This window comes from Peribacillus sp. YIM B13477 (assembly GCF_042787955.1).
Classification (GTDB): Bacteria; Bacillota; Bacilli; order Bacillales; family DSM-1321; genus Peribacillus; species Peribacillus frigoritolerans.
Genome location: NZ_JBHZPD010000006.1, coordinates 22,117 through 44,385, shown reverse-complemented (window position 1 = coordinate 44,385; position 22,269 = coordinate 22,117). Strand labels below are relative to the sequence as shown.

21 protein-coding genes are annotated in these 22,269 nt (G+C 44.4%); 3 read left to right on the top strand and 18 right to left on the bottom strand.

Features of this window, described 5'->3' with window-relative positions; genetic code table 11:
* Window positions 1-27: 27 nt before the first annotated feature.
* The 8 genes from hisIE to ACFX4H_RS17840 all read right to left on the bottom strand — a co-directional run bounded on the left by hisIE (window position 28) and on the right by ACFX4H_RS17840 (window position 6,603).
* Entirely contained in the window at window positions 28-684 is a 657-nt protein-coding gene (gene hisIE / locus ACFX4H_RS17875; protein ID WP_034309952.1) for a bifunctional phosphoribosyl-AMP cyclohydrolase/phosphoribosyl-ATP diphosphatase HisIE, read from the bottom strand.
* A complete protein-coding gene (gene hisF, locus ACFX4H_RS17870; RefSeq protein ID WP_034309948.1) occupies window positions 681-1,439 on the bottom strand; it encodes an imidazole glycerol phosphate synthase subunit HisF in 759 nt (252 codons plus the stop codon). The genes hisIE and hisF overlap by 4 nt, the downstream gene beginning before the upstream one ends.
* Window positions 1,440-2,174 (bottom strand): 1-(5-phosphoribosyl)-5-[(5-phosphoribosylamino)methylideneamino]imidazole-4-carboxamide isomerase, encoded by a 735-nt coding sequence (gene hisA / locus ACFX4H_RS17865; protein WP_034309946.1) that lies wholly within the window; start codon window positions 2,172-2,174, stop codon window positions 1,440-1,442. It abuts the gene before it with no gap.
* Entirely contained in the window at window positions 2,171-2,803 is a 633-nt protein-coding gene (hisH, locus tag ACFX4H_RS17860) for an imidazole glycerol phosphate synthase subunit HisH (RefSeq protein WP_054398702.1), read from the bottom strand. The genes hisA and hisH overlap by 4 nt, the downstream gene beginning before the upstream one ends.
* Entirely contained in the window at window positions 2,804-3,391 is a 588-nt protein-coding gene (gene hisB, locus ACFX4H_RS17855) for an imidazoleglycerol-phosphate dehydratase HisB (protein ID WP_048688005.1), read from the bottom strand. It abuts the gene before it with no gap.
* A gap of 89 nt (window positions 3,392-3,480) precedes the next feature.
* Complete coding sequence (gene hisD, locus ACFX4H_RS17850) at window positions 3,481-4,770, bottom strand: histidinol dehydrogenase (RefSeq protein ID WP_377435961.1); 1,290 nt, start codon at window positions 4,768-4,770, stop codon at window positions 3,481-3,483.
* 26 nt (window positions 4,771-4,796) lie between these two features.
* The gene (hisG, locus tag ACFX4H_RS17845) at window positions 4,797-5,426 is read right to left on the bottom strand and encodes an ATP phosphoribosyltransferase (protein WP_034311625.1); all 630 of its coding nucleotides are present in this window, start codon (window positions 5,424-5,426) and stop codon (window positions 4,797-4,799) included.
* Window positions 5,419-6,603 carry an ATP phosphoribosyltransferase regulatory subunit gene (locus ACFX4H_RS17840; protein ID WP_377435960.1) on the bottom strand — a complete coding sequence of 395 codons (1,185 nt, stop codon included), beginning with the start codon at window positions 6,601-6,603 and terminating at the stop codon, window positions 5,419-5,421. Before ACFX4H_RS17840 ends, hisG begins: the two co-directional genes overlap by 8 nt.
* 470 nt (window positions 6,604-7,073) lie before the next feature.
* On the opposite strand from ACFX4H_RS17840, the gene ACFX4H_RS17835 reads away from it, so the two are divergent.
* The 3 genes from ACFX4H_RS17835 (at window position 7,074) to ACFX4H_RS17825 (ending at window position 8,988) form a co-directional block, all read left to right on the top strand.
* Window positions 7,074-8,132, top strand: coding sequence for a processed acidic surface protein (locus ACFX4H_RS17835; protein WP_377435959.1), 1,059 nt, complete (start codon window positions 7,074-7,076; stop codon window positions 8,130-8,132).
* Window positions 8,128-8,766 carry a class D sortase gene (locus ACFX4H_RS17830; RefSeq protein ID WP_063589715.1) on the top strand — a complete coding sequence of 213 codons (639 nt, stop codon included), beginning with the start codon at window positions 8,128-8,130 and terminating at the stop codon, window positions 8,764-8,766. Before ACFX4H_RS17835 ends, ACFX4H_RS17830 begins: the two co-directional genes overlap by 5 nt.
* A 78-nt stretch (window positions 8,767-8,844) precedes the next feature.
* Entirely contained in the window at window positions 8,845-8,988 is a 144-nt protein-coding gene (locus ACFX4H_RS17825) for a YwzD family small protein (RefSeq protein WP_161784862.1), read from the top strand.
* 40 nt (window positions 8,989-9,028) lie between these two features.
* Here the strand turns inward: ACFX4H_RS17825 and ACFX4H_RS17820 are convergent, their stop codons facing one another.
* The 10 genes from ACFX4H_RS17820 to ACFX4H_RS17775 all read right to left on the bottom strand — a co-directional run bounded on the left by ACFX4H_RS17820 (window position 9,029) and on the right by ACFX4H_RS17775 (window position 22,215).
* The gene (locus ACFX4H_RS17820) at window positions 9,029-9,547 is read right to left on the bottom strand and encodes an acyltransferase (RefSeq protein ID WP_034309938.1); all 519 of its coding nucleotides are present in this window, start codon (window positions 9,545-9,547) and stop codon (window positions 9,029-9,031) included.
* Window positions 9,544-10,215, bottom strand: a complete 672-nt coding sequence (gene ppaX, locus ACFX4H_RS17815) for a pyrophosphatase PpaX (RefSeq protein ID WP_377435958.1) — start codon at window positions 10,213-10,215, stop codon at window positions 9,544-9,546. The genes ACFX4H_RS17820 and ppaX overlap by 4 nt, the downstream gene beginning before the upstream one ends.
* The gene (locus tag ACFX4H_RS17810; protein ID WP_034309936.1) at window positions 10,205-11,149 is read right to left on the bottom strand and encodes a nucleoside recognition domain-containing protein; all 945 of its coding nucleotides are present in this window, start codon (window positions 11,147-11,149) and stop codon (window positions 10,205-10,207) included. The genes ppaX and ACFX4H_RS17810 overlap by 11 nt, the downstream gene beginning before the upstream one ends.
* 27 nt (window positions 11,150-11,176) lie before the next feature.
* On the bottom strand, window positions 11,177-11,989 hold the full coding sequence (gene lgt / locus ACFX4H_RS17805; protein WP_034309934.1) for a prolipoprotein diacylglyceryl transferase: 813 nt from the start codon (window positions 11,987-11,989) through the stop codon (window positions 11,177-11,179).
* 26 nt (window positions 11,990-12,015) lie between these two features.
* Entirely contained in the window at window positions 12,016-12,951 is a 936-nt protein-coding gene (gene hprK, locus ACFX4H_RS17800) for an HPr(Ser) kinase/phosphatase (protein WP_034309933.1), read from the bottom strand.
* Between the two features lie 533 nt (window positions 12,952-13,484).
* The gene (locus ACFX4H_RS17795) at window positions 13,485-14,585 is read right to left on the bottom strand and encodes a DUF4097 family beta strand repeat-containing protein (protein ID WP_377435957.1); all 1,101 of its coding nucleotides are present in this window, start codon (window positions 14,583-14,585) and stop codon (window positions 13,485-13,487) included.
* A gap of 535 nt (window positions 14,586-15,120) precedes the next feature.
* Window positions 15,121-18,000 carry an excinuclease ABC subunit UvrA gene (gene uvrA / locus ACFX4H_RS17790; RefSeq protein WP_377435956.1) on the bottom strand — a complete coding sequence of 960 codons (2,880 nt, stop codon included), beginning with the start codon at window positions 17,998-18,000 and terminating at the stop codon, window positions 15,121-15,123.
* Between the two features lie 6 nt (window positions 18,001-18,006).
* On the bottom strand, window positions 18,007-19,992 hold the full coding sequence (gene uvrB / locus ACFX4H_RS17785) for an excinuclease ABC subunit UvrB (RefSeq protein ID WP_034311616.1): 1,986 nt from the start codon (window positions 19,990-19,992) through the stop codon (window positions 18,007-18,009).
* A gap of 219 nt (window positions 19,993-20,211) precedes the next feature.
* A complete protein-coding gene (locus ACFX4H_RS17780; RefSeq protein ID WP_034309928.1) occupies window positions 20,212-20,442 on the bottom strand; it encodes a CsbA family protein in 231 nt (76 codons plus the stop codon).
* A gap of 189 nt (window positions 20,443-20,631) precedes the next feature.
* Window positions 20,632-22,215, bottom strand: a complete 1,584-nt coding sequence (locus ACFX4H_RS17775) for a catalase (protein ID WP_142953137.1) — start codon at window positions 22,213-22,215, stop codon at window positions 20,632-20,634.
* Window positions 22,216-22,269: the final 54 nt, after the last annotated feature.

Genomic DNA, 22,269 nt, shown 5'->3' with positions numbered 1-22,269 from the left:
TCCTATTGACGGAGGGCAATCACCATTTCATTCGGTTTCTTTCGGTTCATCCTTTTCGGCATGTCTAGCCTTCAATACATCAAGCACTGCTTGGAAAGGCAGCTCCTGCTCTTGAAGAAGAACGAATAAGTGATAGAGGAGATCGGCACTTTCCATCGAAAGTTCCTCTGCATCACGGTTCTTAGCAGCAATGATCACTTCTGCCGCTTCTTCACCGACTTTCTTCAGGATCTTATCAACGCCCTTATCGAATAGGTAGGTCGTATATGAACCTTCAGGCATTTCCGATTTTCTTTTTTCAATCAATCTTTCTAATTCCGTCAAGAAAGTCACATTCGCCTTCACGGCTTGTCCGGCTTCCCCGTTTTGGTAAATCGTTTCGCTAAAACAGCTTGTTGCACCAGTATGGCACGCAGGTCCTGCAGGCACGACCCGCACGACCAATGCATCCTGATCGCAGTCATACTTCATTTCGGTGATTTTCTGGATATTGCCGCTGGTTGCTCCTTTATGCCATAATTCATTGCGCGAACGGCTGAAGAAAACCGTTTCCCCTTTTTCAATCGACAATTGCAGAGATTCTTGATTCATGTAAGCAAGTGTCAGCACTTCGCCTGTTCCTGCATCTTGAATAATTGCCGGTACCAGACCTTTTTCGTCGTATTTAATAGTTTCAAGATTCATCGTACAACCACTCCTTGTTGTTTGAGAAACGCTTTGACTTCTTTAACGGATGTTTCTTTATAATGAAAAATCGATGCCGCTAATGCTGCGTCGGCTTTACCTTCTTGGAAGGCTTCCTGGAAATGTTCAGCGTTGCCTGCCCCGCCAGATGCGATGACCGGAACTGAAACGGCTTCAGATACCGTTTTTGTCAAAGCGATATTAAACCCTTGTTTCTCGCCGTCACAATCCATGCTTGTCAATAAAATTTCCCCAGCACCGCGGGATACGGCTTCCTGCGCCCACTCGGTCACTTCCCATTCAGTCGGTTTCCGGCCGCCGTGGGTATATACGCGCCATGACCCAAGCCCTTCATCATATCGGGCGTCTATGGCAACCACGATACATTGGGAACCAAAATAATCAGCACCTTCATTAATTAACTCAGGACGCAGGATGGCTGCTGTATTTAGGGATACTTTATCGGCACCAGCCCGCAGGATCTTCTTCATATCCGCCAATGAATTAATGCCGCCGCCCACCGTGAACGGGATTGCCAAGCTGCCCGCTACCGCTTGAACGACGTCGACGATCGTTTCCCTGCCTTCATGTGATGCGGAAATATCCAGGAAGACAAGCTCATCGGCACCTTCTTGATCGTAAAAGGCTGCAAGTTCGACCGGATCTCCAGCATCCCTAAGGGAAACAAATTGTATGCCCTTGACTACGCGCCCATCTTTTACATCGAGACATGGAATAATTCGTTTAGTGAGCATTTAACCACGCACCTTTTCTAGTGCTTCTTCTACAGTAAAGCGGTTGGTATAAAGTGCCTTGCCGATGATAGCCCCTGCAATGCCTTGGGCTTCAAACTCCTTGAGGGTGATAAGGTCTTCGAGTGAACTAATGCCTCCTGAAGCAATCACGTTTTTACCAGTTGCCTCCGCCATGGCCAATATTCCTTTCACATTCGGCCCTGAAAGCATGCCATCCGTCGCAATATCAGTCACGATAAAGGTCTCGGCACCAGCATCGGCCAGTAGTTTGCCAAGATCTACCGCAAGGGTTCCAGACGTTTGAAGCCAGCCATGAGTGGCAACCTTGCCATCCTTCGCATCGATCCCGATAGCGATATGGCTTCCATATTTCCTAATCATATCTTTAGTGAAATCAGGGTCTGAAACGGCCGAGCTGCCTAGAATGACACGTTCCACTCCATTATCCAGATAATGGGCTATATCCCGTTCCGTTCGGATGCCGCCGCCGATTTGAATGCGGGCGCCTAACTCACTTGCCGCTTTAATTACGTAAGAATCATTGATTCTTACTCCCTCTTTAGCTCCGTCAAGGTCGACCATATGTATCCAACCGGCTCCTTGGTCCGCAAAGCTTTTAGCCATATCGAAGGGGGAATCACCATAAACGGTTTCCTGATTGTAATCTCCCTGGATTAAGCGGACGCATTTGCCTCCGCGCATATCAATCGCCGGGTAAATAGTAAAGTTGCTCATGCTTCTTCCTTCCCTTCTACTAATGACAGATAATTTCTCAAGAGTGACATGCCCATATTCCCGCTTTTTTCCGGATGGAACTGCATGCCGAACACATTCCCTTTACCGACGATCGCCGGAACTTCCACATCATACGTCGCCGAAGCGGTAACGAATGATTCATCTGTATCGACGTAGTATGAATGGACGAAATAAACATGTTCCTCTTCCAGCCCCTCATTCACTGGTGATGCGTGTTTGAATTCAAGTCGATTCCAGCCCATGTGCGGCACTTTATAAACCTGGTCATTCGCATCCACTCCCTTAAAACGAACGACTTTCCCCGGGATGAGGGATAATCCTTTTGCCGGTCCATTTTCCTCACTTTCATCAAAGAGAAGCTGCATACCAAGGCAGATGCCTAATAGGTATCCCCCATCCGCTACATATCCCCGCAGGAATTCATCAAGCTTTTGTTTTTCCAAAAGACTCATGGCATCCCTGAAAGAGCCAACGCCGGGAAGTATGATCCCTTTCGACTTTGAAAGTTCTTTTGGGTCATCGGAAATGAATGAATCGGCACCAAGGCGCTCAAGACCTTTACTTACAGAAAATAAATTCCCCATGCCATAATCGACGATCCCGATCATTTACAACATTCCTTTCGTCGAAGGGATGCCTTTGACACGTGGATCGATTGTCGTAGCTTCATCCAATGCACGGCCAAGCGCTTTGAATATTGCTTCGATCATATGATGTGTGTTGTGACCGTAATGAACGACTACATGAAGGTTCATCCTGGCTTCAAGAGCGAATTTCCAAAGAAACTCGTGCACCAGTTCAGTATCGAAAGTACCGACCTTTTGCGACGGAAATTCAGCCCGGAACTCCAGATGCGGACGGTTGCTTAAATCGATGACAACCTGGGCGAGTGCTTCATCCATAGGTACGAAAGCATTTCCGTAACGCTTTATCCCGCGCTTGTCTCCAAGGGCCTCCAATAACGTCTGACCCAAGCAGATGCCAATGTCTTCAGTTGTATGGTGATCATCCACGTCTGTATCCCCATTTGCATCTACTGTCAAATCAAACTTCCCGTGTTTCGTGAACAAATCCAGCATATGCGTCATAAACGGAACGCCGGTCTTAATGGAGGAATTACCTTCCCCATCCACATCAAACTTCAAACTTATTTCCGTTTCATTCGTCTTTCGCTCCACACTAGCAAAACGTTCCATTACAGCTCCTCCTCAACGGGGTACGACCCCTTTTCCCAAGATGTAAAAGCATGTCTAAAGTCTTTATATCACTGATTTCACTTATTTAATCATTCAGGACCTTTTCCCGATTCATTCACACCACGTGATTCGATGGCACGGGCATGGGCCTCAAGTCCTTCCATTCGGGCAAATGCTGCGATTTTTTCTGCATTTTTGCGGAAGGCCGTTTCACTATACATGATGATGCTCGATTTCTTTTGAAAATCATCCACATTCAGCGGGCTGGAAAAACGGGCGGTTCCATTGGTAGGCAACACATGATTGGGGCCTGCAAAGTAATCCCCGACGGGCTCCGAGCTAAAACGGCCAATGAAGATTGCACCGGCATGACGGATTTTAGCCATGATTTCAAGTGCATCTTTGGTCACAATTTCCAAATGTTCCGGTGCAAGTTCATTAATCGCTTCAACAGCTTCTGCCATATTCCCGCATACAACGATTCTTCCATAATCCCTTATCGATGCTGCAGCAATATCATGACGCGGAAGCAACGCCACCTGCTTGGTCACTTCTGATGCCACTTCTTCTGCAAGAGACGTAGAAGTCGTGACCAAAACACTGCAAGCCTGGGCATCATGCTCCGCCTGTGATAACAAGTCTGCCGCTACTTCTGCAGCGATGGCCGTTTCGTCCGCCAATACCGCTATTTCACTTGGACCTGCGATCATATCAATGGCGACATCCCCGAATACTTCGCGCTTCGCTAACGCCACATATATATTTCCCGGACCCACTATTTTATCCACTTTCTTAATTGTTTCCGTCCCGTAAGCGAGGGCAGCTATGGCCTGAGCCCCGCCAACTTTATAGATTTCCTTAACTCCGGCAATTTTGGCGGCTGCCAAAACCGCTGGCGATAATTTCCCATCTTTCCCTGGAGGAGATACCATAACGATCCGTTCCACCCCCGCGGCCTTCGCAGGCAGTGCATTCATCAATACTGACGAAGGATAGGCCGCTGTGCCTCCAGGTACATAAACACCTACAGCATCAAGAGGTGTCAATTTTTGTCCTAGCATCGTTCCTGTATCATCAGTCGTAAACCATGAATTTCGAATTTGTTTCTCGTGAAACATTCGGATATTATTCGCAGCTTCTTGAATAATATCAAGCTGCTCAGCAGTCAATGCCGCTGTCGCTTCTTCCATTTCCTGCTCCGATACAAGCAATTCCCCTGGACTGACACCATCGAAACGTTCAGTATAGGTATGTAAAGCCGCGTTTCCGCGTTTCCTGACATCATAAATAATATCCTGAACCGCTTTTCTTTGATCGGCAGTACCTGCTTCAACCGAGCGTTTCAGGGAAATCCCTTCAGCAAACCGTTCTATTTTCATACCTTCACCTCATTAGCGATTCTTTACTATTCAATAATTTCTGCTAGCCGTTCCACGATTTCGGTAATCCTTGCTTCTTTAATTCGATAGCTGACAGGGTTTGCTACCAGCCTCGAAGTCACATTGGCGATTTTCGCATATTCCACAAGACCGTTTTCCTTCAATGTCCGCCCGGTTGAAACGATATCGACGATTCGTTCAGCTAAACCAATTAACGGTGCTAACTCAATAGACCCATTCAACTTTATAATCTCGACTTGCTCCCCCTGCTCGCGAAAATAACTGGAAGCAACATTCGGGTATTTACTGGCTATTTTGGGGGCGATGTCACTTATTTTCGTACCAGGCAGTCCAGCTACAGCCAAGTAGCAGGCACTGATTTTCAAATCAAGTAACTCATAGACATCACGTTCTTCCTCAAGCATGACATCCTTCCCTGCAATTCCAATGTCAGCGACACCGTGTTCCACATAGGTTACGACATCCATCGGTTTAGCTAAAATGAACCGCAGATTCTCTTCTTCCACCTCAAGGATCAATTTCCGGGAATCATCAAACTCGGGAGGGAGACGAAAACCGGCCCTTCTTAATAGCTCTGCCGCTTCTTCAAATATTCTCCCTTTCGGCATGGCAATCGTTAAAAAGCTATTATTCATCTTTTCCATTCCCCCCGTTCCCCACGAATAAATGAACTTCAGAAAATGTCCGTGTAAAAGCATCGACATTTTGGACGACTGTAATATCTTGAATCGTTACCGATTTCCCTTCGGAGCGTTTTTCCCTTGCAAAACCGATCGCTTCCAATCTTCGTTCGGGACTGAATAAAATACATTCTGGCGGGACAGGCTGAATCGGCTCCCCAAGAGCTTCTGCAAGACGATCCACCCGGATTGCAAAACCTGTGGCCGAAGCATTCCAGCCGAACTTCTCAAGCAGGTTATCATACCGGCCGCCATTGCCGATTGGAGAACCGACTTGTCCGGCATACACTTCAAATAAAGTTCCCGTGTAATAACTCATATGACTGACCAATGTTAGGTCGAAGCTCACATATTGTTCAACGTCAAATTCTTTTAGCTGCGCAGACAATTCCTTCAGTTCAGCCAAAGAATCTTGCCCTTTATTATTTTCAACCAACCCTAGCGCCTTTTCCATGGTTCCTTCACTGCCACGTAAGGAGGTAAATTCGATAAGCCGTTGTTTATCAATGGATGAAAGCGGCAGTGATTTAACATGCTCCCGATAACCAACATAATTTTTTTCATACAAAAACTTCCTTAATATAGAGGCCCTTTCCTCCGTACCTAGAATGCTCAAGAAAAACTCTTGCAGAAATCCGATATGTCCAATGGAAATTTTAAATTCCTGAAGCCCTGCAGCCTTTAGAGCATCCGCAAGCAGGGCAATCATTTCAGCATCGGCACTTATTGACTTATTCCCGATACATTCAATGCCAATCTGTTCGAATTCTGCCGGCTTGCCTCCTTCACGCTGCTGTGCCCGGTATACATTCGCGGAATAGGCCAGGCGAAGCGGAATTTGCTGTTTTAGCAGCTTGGATGCTGCGACCCGTGCAATGGGCGCTGTCATCTCGGGACGGAGTACGAGCGTATGCCCCTGGGAATCAAGAAGTTTAAACAACTGTTGATCCAATATTGCTGAAGCCTCGCCAATTGTTTCATAATATTCCAAAGCTGGCGTTTCAATAAATTGATAGCCCCACTTCTTGATTTCATCACTCATTTTATTTCTAGCCGACACTTTCGTTTCATACAGCACCGGCAATGTATCTCTCATGCCTAATGGTTTTTCAAACATAAATGGCTTTGTCACGACTGCACATCCTTTTGCAATATTGATTACTATCTATATCCAATCGGTCCGCCTATAGGCAAAAACCGATGCACCCATTCCCTATTTTGTTTATCCTTTATCTTTCCAAGGTTTTCACGCTTAAATCCAATTTTCGGATAACATATAAAAATAGTATCAAATTAAATGACATAATCCTATAAATAATCGCAATAATCTATTAAATCACTTTAGTTCGCTAATATGGTAGCAGGTTGAAGTTATTAATAGTTTACCCCCGCCCCCACCTCACGTCAAGGAAAATATGCCTAATCCCATTCCTTCCTACCACGTCGGTCTTGGATATTCTCCATGATTGGTTTAAGCCCTTTTCCCCGAATACTTCTTCCTGTCTTTAGCCATTCATTGTTATTAATGTGTACCTTTTGGTTTAGCTGTTTTATAATACATAGGGGTTTGGCAATATTAGAGAAATTTAGGGGGATATGGGAATGAAGAAATTTTTTTCGTTTTTTATGGCACTTATCGTTCTTTTTTCACTGGGATCAAGCGGAACGAAGGGTTTTGCGGCAACTAAGATCAACCAGGATGAGCTTAATGCATACCTTTCTGAAGTTAGAATGACGCAAGAAGAATTGGAAGAGTATTTATCCTATTACGACTTAACATTGAATGAACTGAAATCGGCAGAAGAGTTGCGTGAAACATTAGGACCTGCCGTCACTCCCGAGACCTTACAGAATCTACTTAAACAATATGAAATGACAGAAGCTGAACTTACTGAATTATTAATGGAATACGGCGAACTGGAAGAGGGTGATTCCATCATCGATACCTTCCATTTCATTTACGACATTGAGGATATCATCGATTTAGAAATGGATTATGATGAGGAAGAGATGGAATATGACGAGGAAGAGATCAGCGATTTAATGGATGGTCTCTTTACTGAGATCGGCCTTACGGACGAAGAGCTCGACAGATTCATGAACCACCTTTTGCCTATCGTCGAAGGCCCTTCTTTTGAATCTCGTTTAATGGCGATCTCCGATAGGATGAATCAACTAGAGTATTTTGAAACAATTGATGAATTATCTGCAGAACAAGTGGCAGAATTGCTTTCGATATATAATGATCTTCAAAGCTTGCTGCAAATTCAATTCAAATTTTCTTTAATTCAGGATGGTGTCACGACAAACCTATCCCTTGAGGCATTATTCCAGCTTAAGGAATTGACGAATGCTAGTTTACTAGTTTCCATTTATGATTTAAACGGACATTTCCTTCTAGATTTTACATTGACTGGTGAAATGATCGGTTCCGATTTAGTGAAAGAAACCGGCAATGACATGAAACAGTCCACCGAGGTCATTTCTAAAGTGGCTGAGGTAAAAAAAGAAAAGAGGAAACCTTCGAAACCTGAGCATAAAACGGAAAAAGGCGGAGTGCTTCCTAAAACGGCAGGTAATTATTTATTCGGTGCTTTATGCGGTTTAGTGTTGATGGGTATCGCTTTCGGATTAATTAGAAAAGCGAGACTCACTAATTAAGATGAGCAAAAATAGGCAATCCAGGCATAAGAAAAAATCGTTGCTTATCACTGCTGTTTTCTTTTTAACCTTAGGTTTTTATTTTACAACGACAAACGCTTATACGCTGTTAAAAGGCTATGCCCTATATAAATGGAATGAATCTGACACGACGGAAGCGACGGCTAAGCTCCCCGAACCGAAGACGAAAGCAAATAGTCCCGATGAGCTTGAACTATATGAAGAACGACCGGAGACAGGTGATTTGATGGGTGAGCTTTATATCCCAAAAATCGAGGCAACACTCCCAATTTATCACGGAACGGACGAAGATGAACTCGAAAAGGGCGTCGGTCACTATGCGGGGTCCGTCCTTCCCGGTGAAAAGGATAATTCCGTTTTATCCGGTCATCGAGATACAATTTTCAGAGATCTAGGTGAAGTCGGCGAGGGTGACTTGCTGATTGCCAAGACAGAAGCAGGTTCGTTTACATATAAAGTGAGGAAGGTCCGTATCGTCGATGCGGATGACCGTACCGTGATCGTTCCCAAGCCTAAAGCCACACTTACAGTAACAACCTGCTACCCTTTTTCATATATTGGTAGTGCACCGGAACGGTACGTATTGGTTGCCGATTTATTGAAATCGGAATAGATAAATGAGATGCGGGGCTGAAGTCGTTCAGCTCCCTCTACATAAATCTTTACTAGATGATGGGAGGACAAGCTCAATATGGAAAAACAGGCACAGGAAAGGTTTTTTCAAATTTTAAAAGAAACGTATGAAGCGACGGTGAACCAGGAAAATATATCAATCAACGAAGTGATAGATCATCTAAAGAATGAACTGACTCCGTTATACCCAAATTGCCATTAAAAAAGGACCTGCCGCATATAGGGGCAAGTCCTTTCTTTTATCATAAGGAAGTTTGCTGCTCTCTCTCAAGCATTTCCTCTTTGGTATATATGATTTTCATTGGATTCCCCCCAACGAAAGCTCCCTCCGGAACATCCTTATGGACAAGCGTCCCCGCAGAGACAATCGCCCCATTACCAATTGAAAGTCCTGGAAGAATGGTCGAATTCGCGCCAATCAATACTTCATCGCCAATGACCACTTCTCCTAAACGATATTCATGAATCAAATATTCATGAGCAAGGATCGTCGTATTATAGCCAATGACAGTATTTATTCCGACCGATATTTTTTCCGGAAACATCACATCAGGCATGACCATCAAGGCAAACGAAGTATGCTTCCCGACCTTCATATGTAAAAAAGTCCTGTATAGCCAATTCTTCATGCCCAGAAAAGGCGTGTAACGCGCTATCTGTATCACCACAAAATTCTTGACGACTTTCCAGAATGGAACGGTCTTAAATACATGCCATAGTGAATTGGCCCCTTCAACTGGATAGCGGGACGTGCGCCTCATTTTTTTCTAGCCTCCGTGAGTTTTTCAACCTCAACGATATTCAATAAATCCGCCATCTGCTCAAGTATATAATCAGGGTGATAGCTTTCCAGGAATTCACGGCCTTTAATGGACCAGGAGACCCCTGCCGTTTTTGTACCTGTATTTTTCCCGCCCATGATATCATGATAATTGTCGCCAATCATGATCGCTTCCTCAGGGACCGAACCGAGTTGATGTAAAGCTTTTACCAAAGGCTCTGGGTCCGGCTTTGCCTTTTCCACCTCATCCAGTGTGACCACCACTTCAAAGAACTGATCCAGTTTGCTTAAACGCAGGCCCTTTTCGACGACATCACGCTTCTTTGTCGTAACGACTGCCAATTTATAACCGCTCTGCTTCAGCGTTTGAACGGTTTCGAACACCCCGTCAAATTGTGTGACAAGCAAATCATGGTTCCTCCAATTATGCTCCCGATAGTATGCGATCATTTCATCCACACGTTTTGGATCAATGGAAGAAAACGTATCGACCAAAGTCGGTCCGATAAATGGAATGATATCTTCCCGCTTGTACTTTCCAGGACAAAAGTGGTTTAAAGTTTCTGTAAAAGAGGCGATGATCAATTCATTTGTATTAATCAACGTACCATCAAGATCAAATAATAATGTAGTTATGTTACTGTTCATATACAGCTTCCTTTCTCTGTACCCTATCAGTCCGATTCCATATATACGCAACGACCATCGTTAAAACAATGGCAGTGAGCAGCCGAATAAGTAACAGCGGCAAGACCGGAATCCCCAGCGGAATAAAAATCAGTGTGTCTTCTACAACAGCATGGCAGGCAACTAAAAAGATGAATGCAATCGTCATATCCTTCTTCGAAACATTATCCTCTTTAGCCGCTTGAATCATTACGCCCGCGCCATATGCCAAACCAAGAGTCAGGCCTGTAACGAAAGGCATGGAAGCATTCGGCTTCATCCCCAGGACCTTCATGAAAGGAGCAAGGCTCTTCGAGAAGGCTTCCAGCCACTTTAAATCCTTCATGATTTGAACCGCCACCATGAGCGGAATAACGATGACCGCAAGCTGGCCAATTCCTGAAAGGGCCTGGATGACCCCATGCAAAAGGATTGCTCCCGTTCCGTTAATCTCTGCAGCCTCCCCGATAGCCGTTCCTTGGGCCATTTCAGATCCGCCCTGCCAAACAAGATTGATGACGACCGCGGACAAAAGCGCAAGCCCGATCCGTACTGTTAGAATGACCCACAGCTTGACACCGGTTTTCATCGCCACACCTGACTCAATCAATAAATTATGTGAAAAAGATAGCATCATAGCGATGATAAAAACTTCTTTCACAGTCAAATCAAGCGTTAATATGCCAGCAATCGCTGCGTATAAATTCAGGAAATTCCCTAATACAAGAGGAATTGCAGCATCCCCTGGAAGACCGATGAGATTCATCAAAGGCGCTATCAAGTTGATGATGAACGGCAACACAGGCGTATATTGAAGCACAGTGACGATCAGAGTAACCGGAAATATCACTTTCCCCAAAGACCAGGTTGTATCCAAGCCTGAAAGAAGTCCCTTTTTAACCGAATCTACTATCACTATGCCCTCTCCCTTTTCACATATTACCTATGCATCTAAATATCTTTTGTCTGCATGCCCGCGGACCCTTCTATAGACCACTAAAGCAATGGCTACAGCTATCAACACTATCGAAATCACTTGTGCGATCCGCAGTGACTCCGTCAGCATCAAACTGTCCGTCCGCAATCCTTCGATGAAATAACGTCCGATGGAATACCATATTACATAGGTTAAAAACAGTTCCCCCCTGCGCAAGTTCACTTTCCGTAAACTTAAGAGAATTATGACTCCGAGGATATTCCAAATCGATTCATACAAGAAGGTCGGGTGATAGTAAGTACCGTTTATGTACATTTGATTTATGATGAATTCAGGCAAATGCATATTTTCAAGGAATGACCTTGTTACTTCTCCCCCATGCGCTTCCTGATTCATGAAATTACCCCAACGGCCAATCGCCTGCCCCAGCAATAAGCTCGGTGCAGCAATATCCACCAGCTTCCAAAATGAGACCTTCTTGACCTTTGCAAAAACGATTGCAGTCAGCACCGATCCGATCAACGCACCATGTATGGCAATTCCGCCATTCCATATTTTTATGATATCCCCCGGGTTTTGTGAATAGTACTCCCATTGGAAGATCACATAATAAATACGGGCACTAATGATCGCGATCGGGACAGCAAACAAAATCAAATCAGTAAATATTTCCTTATCAAGACCTCTTCGCTCAGACTCCCTTAATGCGATAATTAGTCCCAATAACACACCGAAACCGATGATTAGCCCATACCAATGTACCTGGATGGGCCCTAGATCAATCGCTATCGGATTCAGCGGCTGTATTCCTTGTTCCATTTTGTCCCCTCTTTTCCTATAACCTTTTAAAATTCATCATGTTCCGGATCTGCAATGGCATGGTTCAAGCGATCTGAAAACTGTTCTGCAGCATTTACTCCCATTCGTTTCAGGCGGTAATTCATGGCTGCCACTTCAATGATAACGGCTAAATTTCGCCCTGGACGGACAGGTACGGTAATTTTTGTCACTTCCGTATCGATGATTTTCATTTTTTCTTCATCAAGGCCAACCCGGTCATACTGCTTATTTTTTTCCCATAGTTCCAGATTGATGACGATTGAGATCTTTTTATTGCTGCGGACTGCACCAGCTCCAAAAAGTGTCATTACATTTATGATTCCCAATCCCCTTATTTCAAGAAGATGTTCGATTAAATCCGGGGCATTCCCGACTAGCGTATCTTGATCTTCCTGCCTGATTTCGACGCAGTCATCGGCTACGAGACGATGACCCCGTTTCACTAATTCCAGGGCTGTCTCACTTTTACCGACTCCGCTTTTACCGGTGATCAACACACCTAAACCATAGATATCCACCAATACACCATGAACGGCAGTGGTTGGTGCCAACCTGCTTTCAAGGAAATTGGTCAGACGGCTGTATAACCTTGTCGTCTTCATATTGGATCTCATCACAGGAACGGATTCCCGCTCAGAAGCTTCGATCAATTCTATCGGCACTTCCTGACCACGCGTAATGATGATGCCTGGAGTGAAGTCCCGGCACAACTCTTCCATCCTCTGTATTCGATCCGGTTCATTCAACCGATTAAAAAAGGACATCTCCGTCATACCTAACAGCTGTACTCGATCTGCTGGATAATAATCAAAAAAACCGGCTATTTCAAGTCCGGGACGAGATAAATCACTCGTGACGATCGGTCGGTTAATTCCTTCTTCCCCACTGATAAGTTCTAGACCGAACGCTTCTACTATATCCTTTGTACGGACTTTTGCCATATATCTTTCCTCCTTTTGGAGCGATGCTATTTTTTGAGATACTTTTTCTATTTTAGCATTTTTCTGTTAATAACCAAACAATGCATTATCGATTTATCGTTTTTTTATTCACTCCGCACGGATTTGCCACGTGAACAGGAAAGAGATGAGGATGAACATAAATAAAAGAAAGCCCGCCATTTTATATTGGCCGGCTCACTTTGGAGACAAAAGGGATAGGAAAACGCATCTTTCATCAAATGATGTTCCCGAACCAACTCCCAAGCACCCCCTTAGGTGTGGTTTCGCTAAAAATTGCATGTTGATTTCCGCTCCAGTCACTCGCTTATCCAGAGGCGGTCGTGGAGCCTCCTCGGCTTGCGCCTGCGGGGTCTCCCCTAGACGCGCTTTTCCCGCAGGAGTCTCGTACACCCGCTCCAATCAACCTTATTTTTAAATTAGAACAATTCATAAAAAAACTGCAGGCAAACTCGTTTTCAGAGAGTTTCCCTGCAGTTTGCTCCGTCAGTGATATCAACAGTCTTTCCCTTTCTTCAGGAAACCGTTATTGCTGCAGTCTTCGTTTCTGCAAAAACATGAAGCACAGGAACTTCTTCTTTAACCGTCTTGAACTTAAGGACCTTCTGAACCACATCACTTTTCTCTTCGATGATGGTCATCCCTTCCAAAGTTACATTAAAGCTTCCTAAATTGGATTTCAACTCTCCTTCGATCGCCTTGCCTGGAGGCAGGGTCAGCTGGACTTTTCCAGTGACTGACTTAGCATGGATCGAATCGCAATCCATTCCTGAATTCGTACAGATGACTTCACCATTGAACGTTTGAACATCCAATTTCTTGAAGTACCCATCGGCATTAATTGCTCCATTCAAGGTCTCGGCTTCCAGGTCATTAAAATTGGTATCTGAAATGGTGATCATCCCGTTACCAGTTTCAAGCTCACAGAAATCACCCGTACCCTGCATGATATGAATGGCACCATTCGCCGTTTTCGCTTTAAAGTTCTCTGATTTCAATGATTCAGCCATGATTGCTCCATTGAACATCCTTACATGAATGTCCTCATATTCCTTTCTTGGAATGTACATGGTCGTATCAACCTTTATTGATTTTTCACGAACCTTGAACTTCAATTTTCCATTTTCAATCGTGAAATCGACTTCTTCCAAAAAGTTTTTCCTGGCTTCTTCTATATCTTCCACACGGTATACCTTAGCTTGGCATTCCACCCGGACATCATCATGGTCCCATGCGGCGATTTTCATTTTCCCATTTGCTATATCTACATCAACTACATTCAGGAAATCTTGATCATGCTGGAAAATATGACTGACCTCCACAGATTTCCCAAAATTGAAATCAAGATCCGTTTCTTTGATTTTCTTAAAAGCACTTTCAACGAAATCCATAATCTTTTCTTTTGATGACTGGATATTCTTCTTAAACGTATCCTGATTGCTTCCTTCGCTTTTCTTATCCACGACTACCGTCGATAATTCATTTTGCAATTTCTGCTCTTTAGCTTCACTTTCCTGACTGGCTTTATCTAATTCTTCCAATAGGCCCATGGCTTCTTCCGCTGATAACTTTCCATCCTGAATCATTTCCAAAATTTTCTTTCTTTCCTCCTGCATGAACATTCCTCGCTTTCTTCTATCATTTTATTCATACATACGCCTAGATATCTAAAAAGTTTCATAAATACCGTTTTTCCCATCATTCGACAAACGAAAATGACAATTTCCGAAAAGGAAGATGTTTGATTTCCCCGGAAATATCTTGTTTTCCCATTCTTTAATCAAATGATTGATTAAATACACACTGTCATTTTTCTACAAAAAAACAAGCCCGATGGCTTGTTCCAGACTGTAGATAAACTTCGAAGAAAAGCCAGTTTGCCTGCAGTTTTTATTTAAAAACGTGCCAATTGATTTCAGAAATCCGCTCCCTTTCCGCCGGCTGTTCGCCAAGCCTCCTCACCGCAAGCGGCTGTGGGGTCTTGGCTAGCCAGTTATTCGGCAGGAGTGTCGCAAATTTCTTCAATCCAATAAGGATTACTGTAAAAAACCATTAAGGTTAATCTAGTCTTGTTTTAAAATCATGGTTCGGCATTAGACCGTTCCGAACCCTTTTTGTCTAAAACCTTAACAAGCCTGATGGCTTGTTCTTTTAAGCATGTTCATGCTCTGTTTCTTTTTCTTCAATCCAATTTTCCATACGAATTTGATCACGGGTAAGTACAGGTTTTAAGTATTTTCCCGTATACGATTCGGAAACTTCACATATTTTTTCAGGTGTTCCATAAGTGACGATCGTACCGCCCTTATCTCCGCCTTCCGGTCCCAGGTCAATAATATAGTCCGCCGTCTTGATGACATCCAGATTATGTTCGATCACCAAAACTGTATCCCCATTGTCAACCAGCCGCTGAAGCACCTGGAGCAGCCTTGCTATATCGTGGACATGAAGTCCGGTAGTCGGTTCATCCAAGATATAAAATGAGCGCCCAGTGGAACGGCGATGCAATTCGGAAGCGAGTTTCACCCTTTGCGCTTCACCGCCTGATAAAGTGGTGGCAGGCTGTCCAAGCTTGATGTAACCCAAACCAACGTCATAAATCGTTTGCAGCTTCCGTTTGATTTTTGGGATATTTTCAAAGAAACTAACGCCTTCCTCGACTGTCATATCGAGGATGTCGGATATATTTTTCCCTTTATATTTCACTTCAAGTGTTTCCCGGTTATAACGCTTACCATGACAGATTTCACATGGGACATATACATCTGGGAGAAAATGCATTTCAATCTTGATAATGCCATCACCTCGGCATGCTTCACAGCGGCCGCCCTTCACATTGAAACTGAACCTGCCTTTTTTATAACCGCGTATCTTCGCTTCATTAGTCGAGGCAAATACGTCACGAACATCATCGAATACACCCGTATAGGTAGCTGGATTCGATCGTGGGGTCCTGCCAATTGGTGATTGGTCAATATCAATGACTTTATCTAAATGCTCAACTCCCTTAATCTCGCGGAAATCACCTGGTCTGGCTTTTGCCCGATTCAGCTTTTGAGCCAAAGATTTATGGAGGATTTCATTCACTAATGTACTTTTCCCTGATCCAGATACTCCTGTAACCGCTGTAAAGACCCCAAGTGGGAATTTCACATTAACGTTTTTCAGATTATTTTCCTTGGCACCTTTTATCTCAATGACACGGCCATCATTTTTCCGGCGTTCCAATGGCAATGGAATGAATTTCTTCCCTGCCAAATATTGACCCGTTAAGGATTTAGGATCATTCATGACCTCTTCCGGAGTACCGGCGGCCACTATTTCCCCTCCATGCGCTCCGGCTCCTGGACCAACATCAATCAAATAATCCGCAGCAATCATCGTATCTTCATCATGCTCGACAACAATCAGGGTGTTCCCGATTTCGCGCATATTCTTCAATGTTTCGATCAAACGGTCGTTATCCCTCTGATGCAGCCCTATTGAAGGTTCATCCAAAATATAGAGGACTCCCGTTAAACGGGAACCGATCTGCGTCGCCAATCTTATACGCTGCGCTTCACCGCCGGATAATGTTCCCGCTGCCCTGCTCAACGTCAAATATTCCAAACCTACATTAGCCAGGAAACCGAGCCGCTCACGAATTTCACGTAAAATCAATCTCGCAATTGCCGCTTCCTTTTCAGTCAAATCAAGCTCATCGAAAAATACTAACGCATCTTCCACTGATAAAGCTGTCGTTTCACTTATATGGACCCCTTGAATGAGCACGGAAAGACTCTCTTTCTTCAAACGGTGACCCTTACAGGTTGGACAGTGATGTTCTGACATGTATTTCTGCATTTGCTCACGAATATAGTCTGAACTCGTCTCCTTGAAGCGCCTTTCGATGTTTCTTAAAACTCCTTCAAATGGAATATATCCTTCTTGCACTCTTCCAAAATCATTTTTATAACGGAAATATATCTTATCTTTACCTGAACCAAGCAAGACCTTATCCATCTTCTCTTCCGGTAAATCTTTAACGGGCACATCCATATCTATTCCATAATGGTTGGCTACCGCTTCAAGGAGCTGAGGATAATATTGAGAACTCGTCGGCTCCCATGGCGCAATCGCATGTTGACGGAGGCTTAATTCGTTATTCGGGATGACGAGATCACGGTCCACCTCAAGCCTCGCCCCCAAGCCATCACAATCCGGACAGGCCCCGAACGGGCTATTGAAGGAAAACATCCTCGGCTCTAACTCTTCAATCGAAAATCCGCAGTATGGACAAGCATGATTTTCACTGAAAAGCAGCTCTTCCTCACCCATTACGTCAATGATGACTTTGCCTTCGCCAAGCTGTAAAGCACTTTCCAATGAATCTGCAAGCCTTGCCATGATCCCCTCTTTAATGACGATCCGGTCAATGATGACTTCAATCGAATGTTTCTTATTTTTTTCGAGAGTGATTTCCTCACTGAGATCATGCATTTCCCCGTTCACACGAATGCGGACATAACCTTGTTTCTTAACATCCTCCAAAACCTTCGCATGTGTCCCTTTTCTGCCTGAGACGACCGGTGCCAATACTTGAAGCTTGGTTCTCTCAGGGTAATCAAGAATGCGGTCCACCATCTGTTCGATCGTTTGTGAGGTGATTTCTATATTATGGATCGGACAGGTCGGCCTGCCGACCCGTGCAAATAACAGCCTTAAATAATCATAGATCTCCGTAACAGTCCCTACAGTTGAACGAGGATTCCGACTGGTCGTTTTCTGGTCTATGGAAATGGCTGGTGACAAACCTTCGATCGCATCGACATCCGGTTTATCCACTTGGCCTAAGAATTGACGAGCATAAGCGGACAGTGATTCCACATAACGTCTTTGCCCTTCTGCATAAATCGTATCAAAAGCCAAGGAAGACTTTCCAGATCCGGATAATCCGGTCAGCACAACAAGTTTGTCTCTCGGTATCGTGATATCAATATTCTTTAAATTGTTGGCCCTGGCGCCTTTTATCACAATTTTATCCATTGCCATGTTTCGTCACCCTTCCGCTTTTAACTCTAGTAATAAATCACGCAACTCGGCAGCTCGCTCGAAGTCCAGTGCCTTTGCCGCTTCCTTCATTTCTTTTTCCATGCTTGCCATCACTTTTAAACGCTCTTTTTTAGGGAGCTTCGCAAGGCTTGGTGCAAGATCTTCCTTATACTCTTCTCCTTCTTCGGCTACATGCGTCGCCCTTATGGAGTCACGGATATCCTTTTGAATGGTTTGAGGCATTATTCCATGCTCTTCATTATACTTCTCCTGGATTTCACGGCGCCGCCTCGTTTCATTGATGGCAAGTTCCATCGAATTCGTGATGCGGTCTGCATACATGATGACATGGCCGTTGGCATTACGGGCTGCACGGCCCATCGTTTGAATAAGCGAACGTTCCGAGCGAAGGAACCCTTCCTTATCGGCATCCAGAATGGTCACTAACGACACTTCCGGAATATCCAGGCCTTCCCTTAAAAGGTTGATTCCAACGAGTACATCATATTTGCCCATTCGGAGTTCCCGGATGATTTCTATCCTTTCCAAGGTCTTCACTTCCGAATGAAGATATTGGACCTTGATGCCGATTTCCTTTAAATAATCAGTTAAATCTTCAGACATCTTTTTCGTCAAGGTCGTTATGAGCACACGCTCGTTCTTTTTGACGCGCTCCTGTATTTCACCGATCAGGTCATCTATCTGCCCTTCAATCGGCCGCACTTCTACCGTCGGATCCAGCAATCCGGTAGGACGGATGATTTGCTGAACCATTTCTGGTGTATGTTCGAGTTCATATGGTCCCGGAGTTGCCGAAACGAATATGGATTGATGGACCTTTTTTTCAAATTCTTCAAATCTTAGCGGGCGGTTATCTTTCGCGGACGGCAGACGGAAGCCATGGTCGACGAGCACTTGCTTCCGCGCCTGATCTCCATTGAACATTCCGCGGATTTGCGAAAGGGTTACATGTGATTCATCCACGACCAATAGGAAATCCTCTGGAAAGTAATCTATTAAAGTGTATGGTGTCGCACCTGAGGGACGAAGCGTCAAATGACGGGAATAGTTCTCGATCCCAGAACAAAAGCCCATTTCCCGCATCATTTCCAAATCATAGCGGGTACGCTGCTCCAAGCGCTGTGCTTCAAGGAGCTTTTCATCTTCCCTTAATTCCTTCAGTCTCTCTTCCAGTTCCGTTTCGATATTTTGAATGGCTATCCGCATTTTCTCTTCGCGGGTTACGAAGTGGGAAGCCGGAAAAATGGCGATATGTTCCCGTTCACCGGTAATTTCACCGGTCAGGGCATCGACTTCACGGATACGGTCAATCTCATCCCCGAAAAACTCGACCCGTACACAATGTTCATCACGGGAGGCCGGGAAAATTTCGACGACGTCGCCGCGAACGCGGAAGGTCCCCCGTTGGAAAGCAATATCATTCCTCTCATATTGAATATCCACGAGTCTGTGCAGCAAGGCATTCCGGTCTATTTCCATACCAGTTCGGAGGGAAACGACCATCTCCCGGTACTCTTCAGGAGAACCGAGTCCATATATGCACGAAACACTGGCAATGATGATGACATCTTTCCTTTCGAACAAAGATGATGTGGCCGAGTGACGCAGTTTATCGATTTCATCATTGATGCTTGCATCTTTTTCGATGAATGTATCCGTGGATGGAACATAAGCCTCTGGCTGGTAGTAATCATAATAGCTAACGAAGTATTCGACGGCATTATTAGGGAAGAACTCTTTGAACTCACTGTAAAGCTGCCCTGCCAACGTTTTATTGTGGGCAATGACAAGAGTCGGTTTATTGATCTTTTGGATCACATTGGAAACGGTGAACGTTTTCCCTGTACCCGTTGCCCCCAATAACGTCTGCATTTCCTTGCCTTCCTTAATCCCTTCGACCAGCATTTCAATTGCTGCCGGCTGATCTCCTTGAGGAGAGTATTTTGAGACTAACTCAAACTTATCCTTCACCAAGCATGGCCTCCTATTGAAATATTTTTATATGAAAACGGGACATGCCTATATCCCTTCTATTTATTCCGGTTTAATAAAGCATATATACACATTCTACCACAATAGCCTTAAAACAAACCAGCAATAAGCGAACATCCATTCGATTTTTGTTTTAATGAACTTCATGATGTGTTGAGGGGAATGACAGGTTTGAGTACAAAAAAAGCACCTTTGATGTCAGGCGCTCTTGGATGTACGTTTCATCATTCTTTTTGATAACCAGAATCCCACTGTCAGGGATAAGGCATCGACGATGATCAATAAGTTTGTATGCGTATAACCTTTATATGCGGACGCTGTAATCAAGGCAACAGTTAAAACAAGGCCTACGACATTGTTATAGGTGACTCTTGAAAATAGCATGACAAGTAGACAAGGAAGGAAAAGGGCAGAAAGAATTTTAATCATTTTTTCATCTCCTTTATAAGAGAAAAATAGAGTAGTTTCAGTTTAAATGATTATGAAGTTTTTTGCCAATCAATTTCCTGCTTGATTTTAAAAGGCATCCTTGGAAGAGCATCCACACATCCATTAATTATGCCCATAAAAAAAAGAGGCAAACCCCTTTATAAGGAAGTTTGCTTCTTTTCAGTTCAATCAATATGGATCCGCTTCATGTCCTTTTCTAACGGCATCCTCAGGGTTATCCGTCCCACCCAGTGGTTTTGAAGATTCCGTATGTTCAGAGGCCGCGGCCAGTCCCTCTTTCAACCTGCGGCCATACTCTTCATCGGCCTCTTCTGCAAGTGCTATCATTTTTTCCTGAATGCGCTTGTCGGCAGGAGCCAATGCCGCCACTAAATTGGAAATTAAATCGTCTTTTTCCCAATCCTCGAATTCCCGGAACGTTTCCCCAGCCTGTTTCGTATTGTTTTGGCGATCGATTGTCTCACGGACAAGTTTCCCTTCCACCATAGGTGTATACTCTTTGCCCGTTTGATTGGCTTCCTTCAAGCCGCCGACAGTGGATGGTTCGTAGTTGATGTGGGGGCTTTGGCTGCCTCTGCCAACTTCATATTGCATCTGTCCGCCAGTCTGATTCGTGGCAGTTCGTTTCTTTGGAGCATTGATCGGCAGTTGCAAATAATTCGCGCCAACACGGTGACGCTGTGTATCGGAATAAGAGAATGTACGTCCCTGTAACATCTTGTCATCAGAAAAATCCAGTCCATCCACTAGGACACCGGTACCGAATGCAGCCTGTTCGACTTCAGTGAAATAGTCTTCAGGGTTTTTATTCAATACCATCGTACCGACATGCAGCCATGGGAACTCATCTTTCGGCCAGATCTTCGTATCATCCAGCGGATCGAAATCCAACTCAGGATGATCATCATCACTCATGATCTGTACGTTGAGATCCCATTCCGGATAGTCCCCGCGTTCGATCGCTTCATATAGATCCTGTGTGGCATGATTGAAGTTCGTAGCTTGAATTTCATTGGCCTCTTGCTGCGTCAGGTTCTTGATCCCTTGTTTCGGTTCCCAATGATACTTGACGAGCACCGCTTTCCCTTCCTCATTCACCCATTTATAAGTATTGACCCCTGATCCTTGCATCATGCGGTAGTTAGCTGGGATGCCCCATGGGGAAAACACAAAGGTAACCATATGGAATGTTTCAGGTGAACTCGAGCAAAAATCGAAAATCCTCCTGCCGTCCTGAATATTCGTGACCGGATCCGGTTTGAATGCATGAATCAAATCCGGGAATTTCATGGCATCACGGATAAAGAAAATTTTCAGGTTATTGCCTACAAGATCCCAGTTTCCATCTTCCGTATAAAATTTAACGGCAAATCCCCTTGGGTCACGTAACGTTTCCGGGGACGTCCCTCCATGAATAACAGATGAAAACCTCACGAATACCGGGGTTTTTTTACCTTCTTCCTGAAAAACCTTCGCTCTCGTATATTTTGAAATCGGCTCGTCCCCCGCTTTACCTGTCGGAACGAAATAACCATGCGCACCTGCACCGCGGGCATGCACAACTCGTTCAGGGATGCGCTCCCTATCGAAGTGGCTGATCTTTTCCAGGAAATCATAGTTCTCAAGTGTACTAGGACCTCTGTTCCCTACAGTTCTTAGACTCTGGTTATTCGTTACCGGGTGCCCTTGCCTGTTCGTTAATGTTTCATTCGTTTCATCATTTGTTTTTTTGGATTTATCAGACAAAAAAATCCCTCCTTTGTTAATAAAGGCCACAATACTACTATACTTTCCCCCATTTCCTAT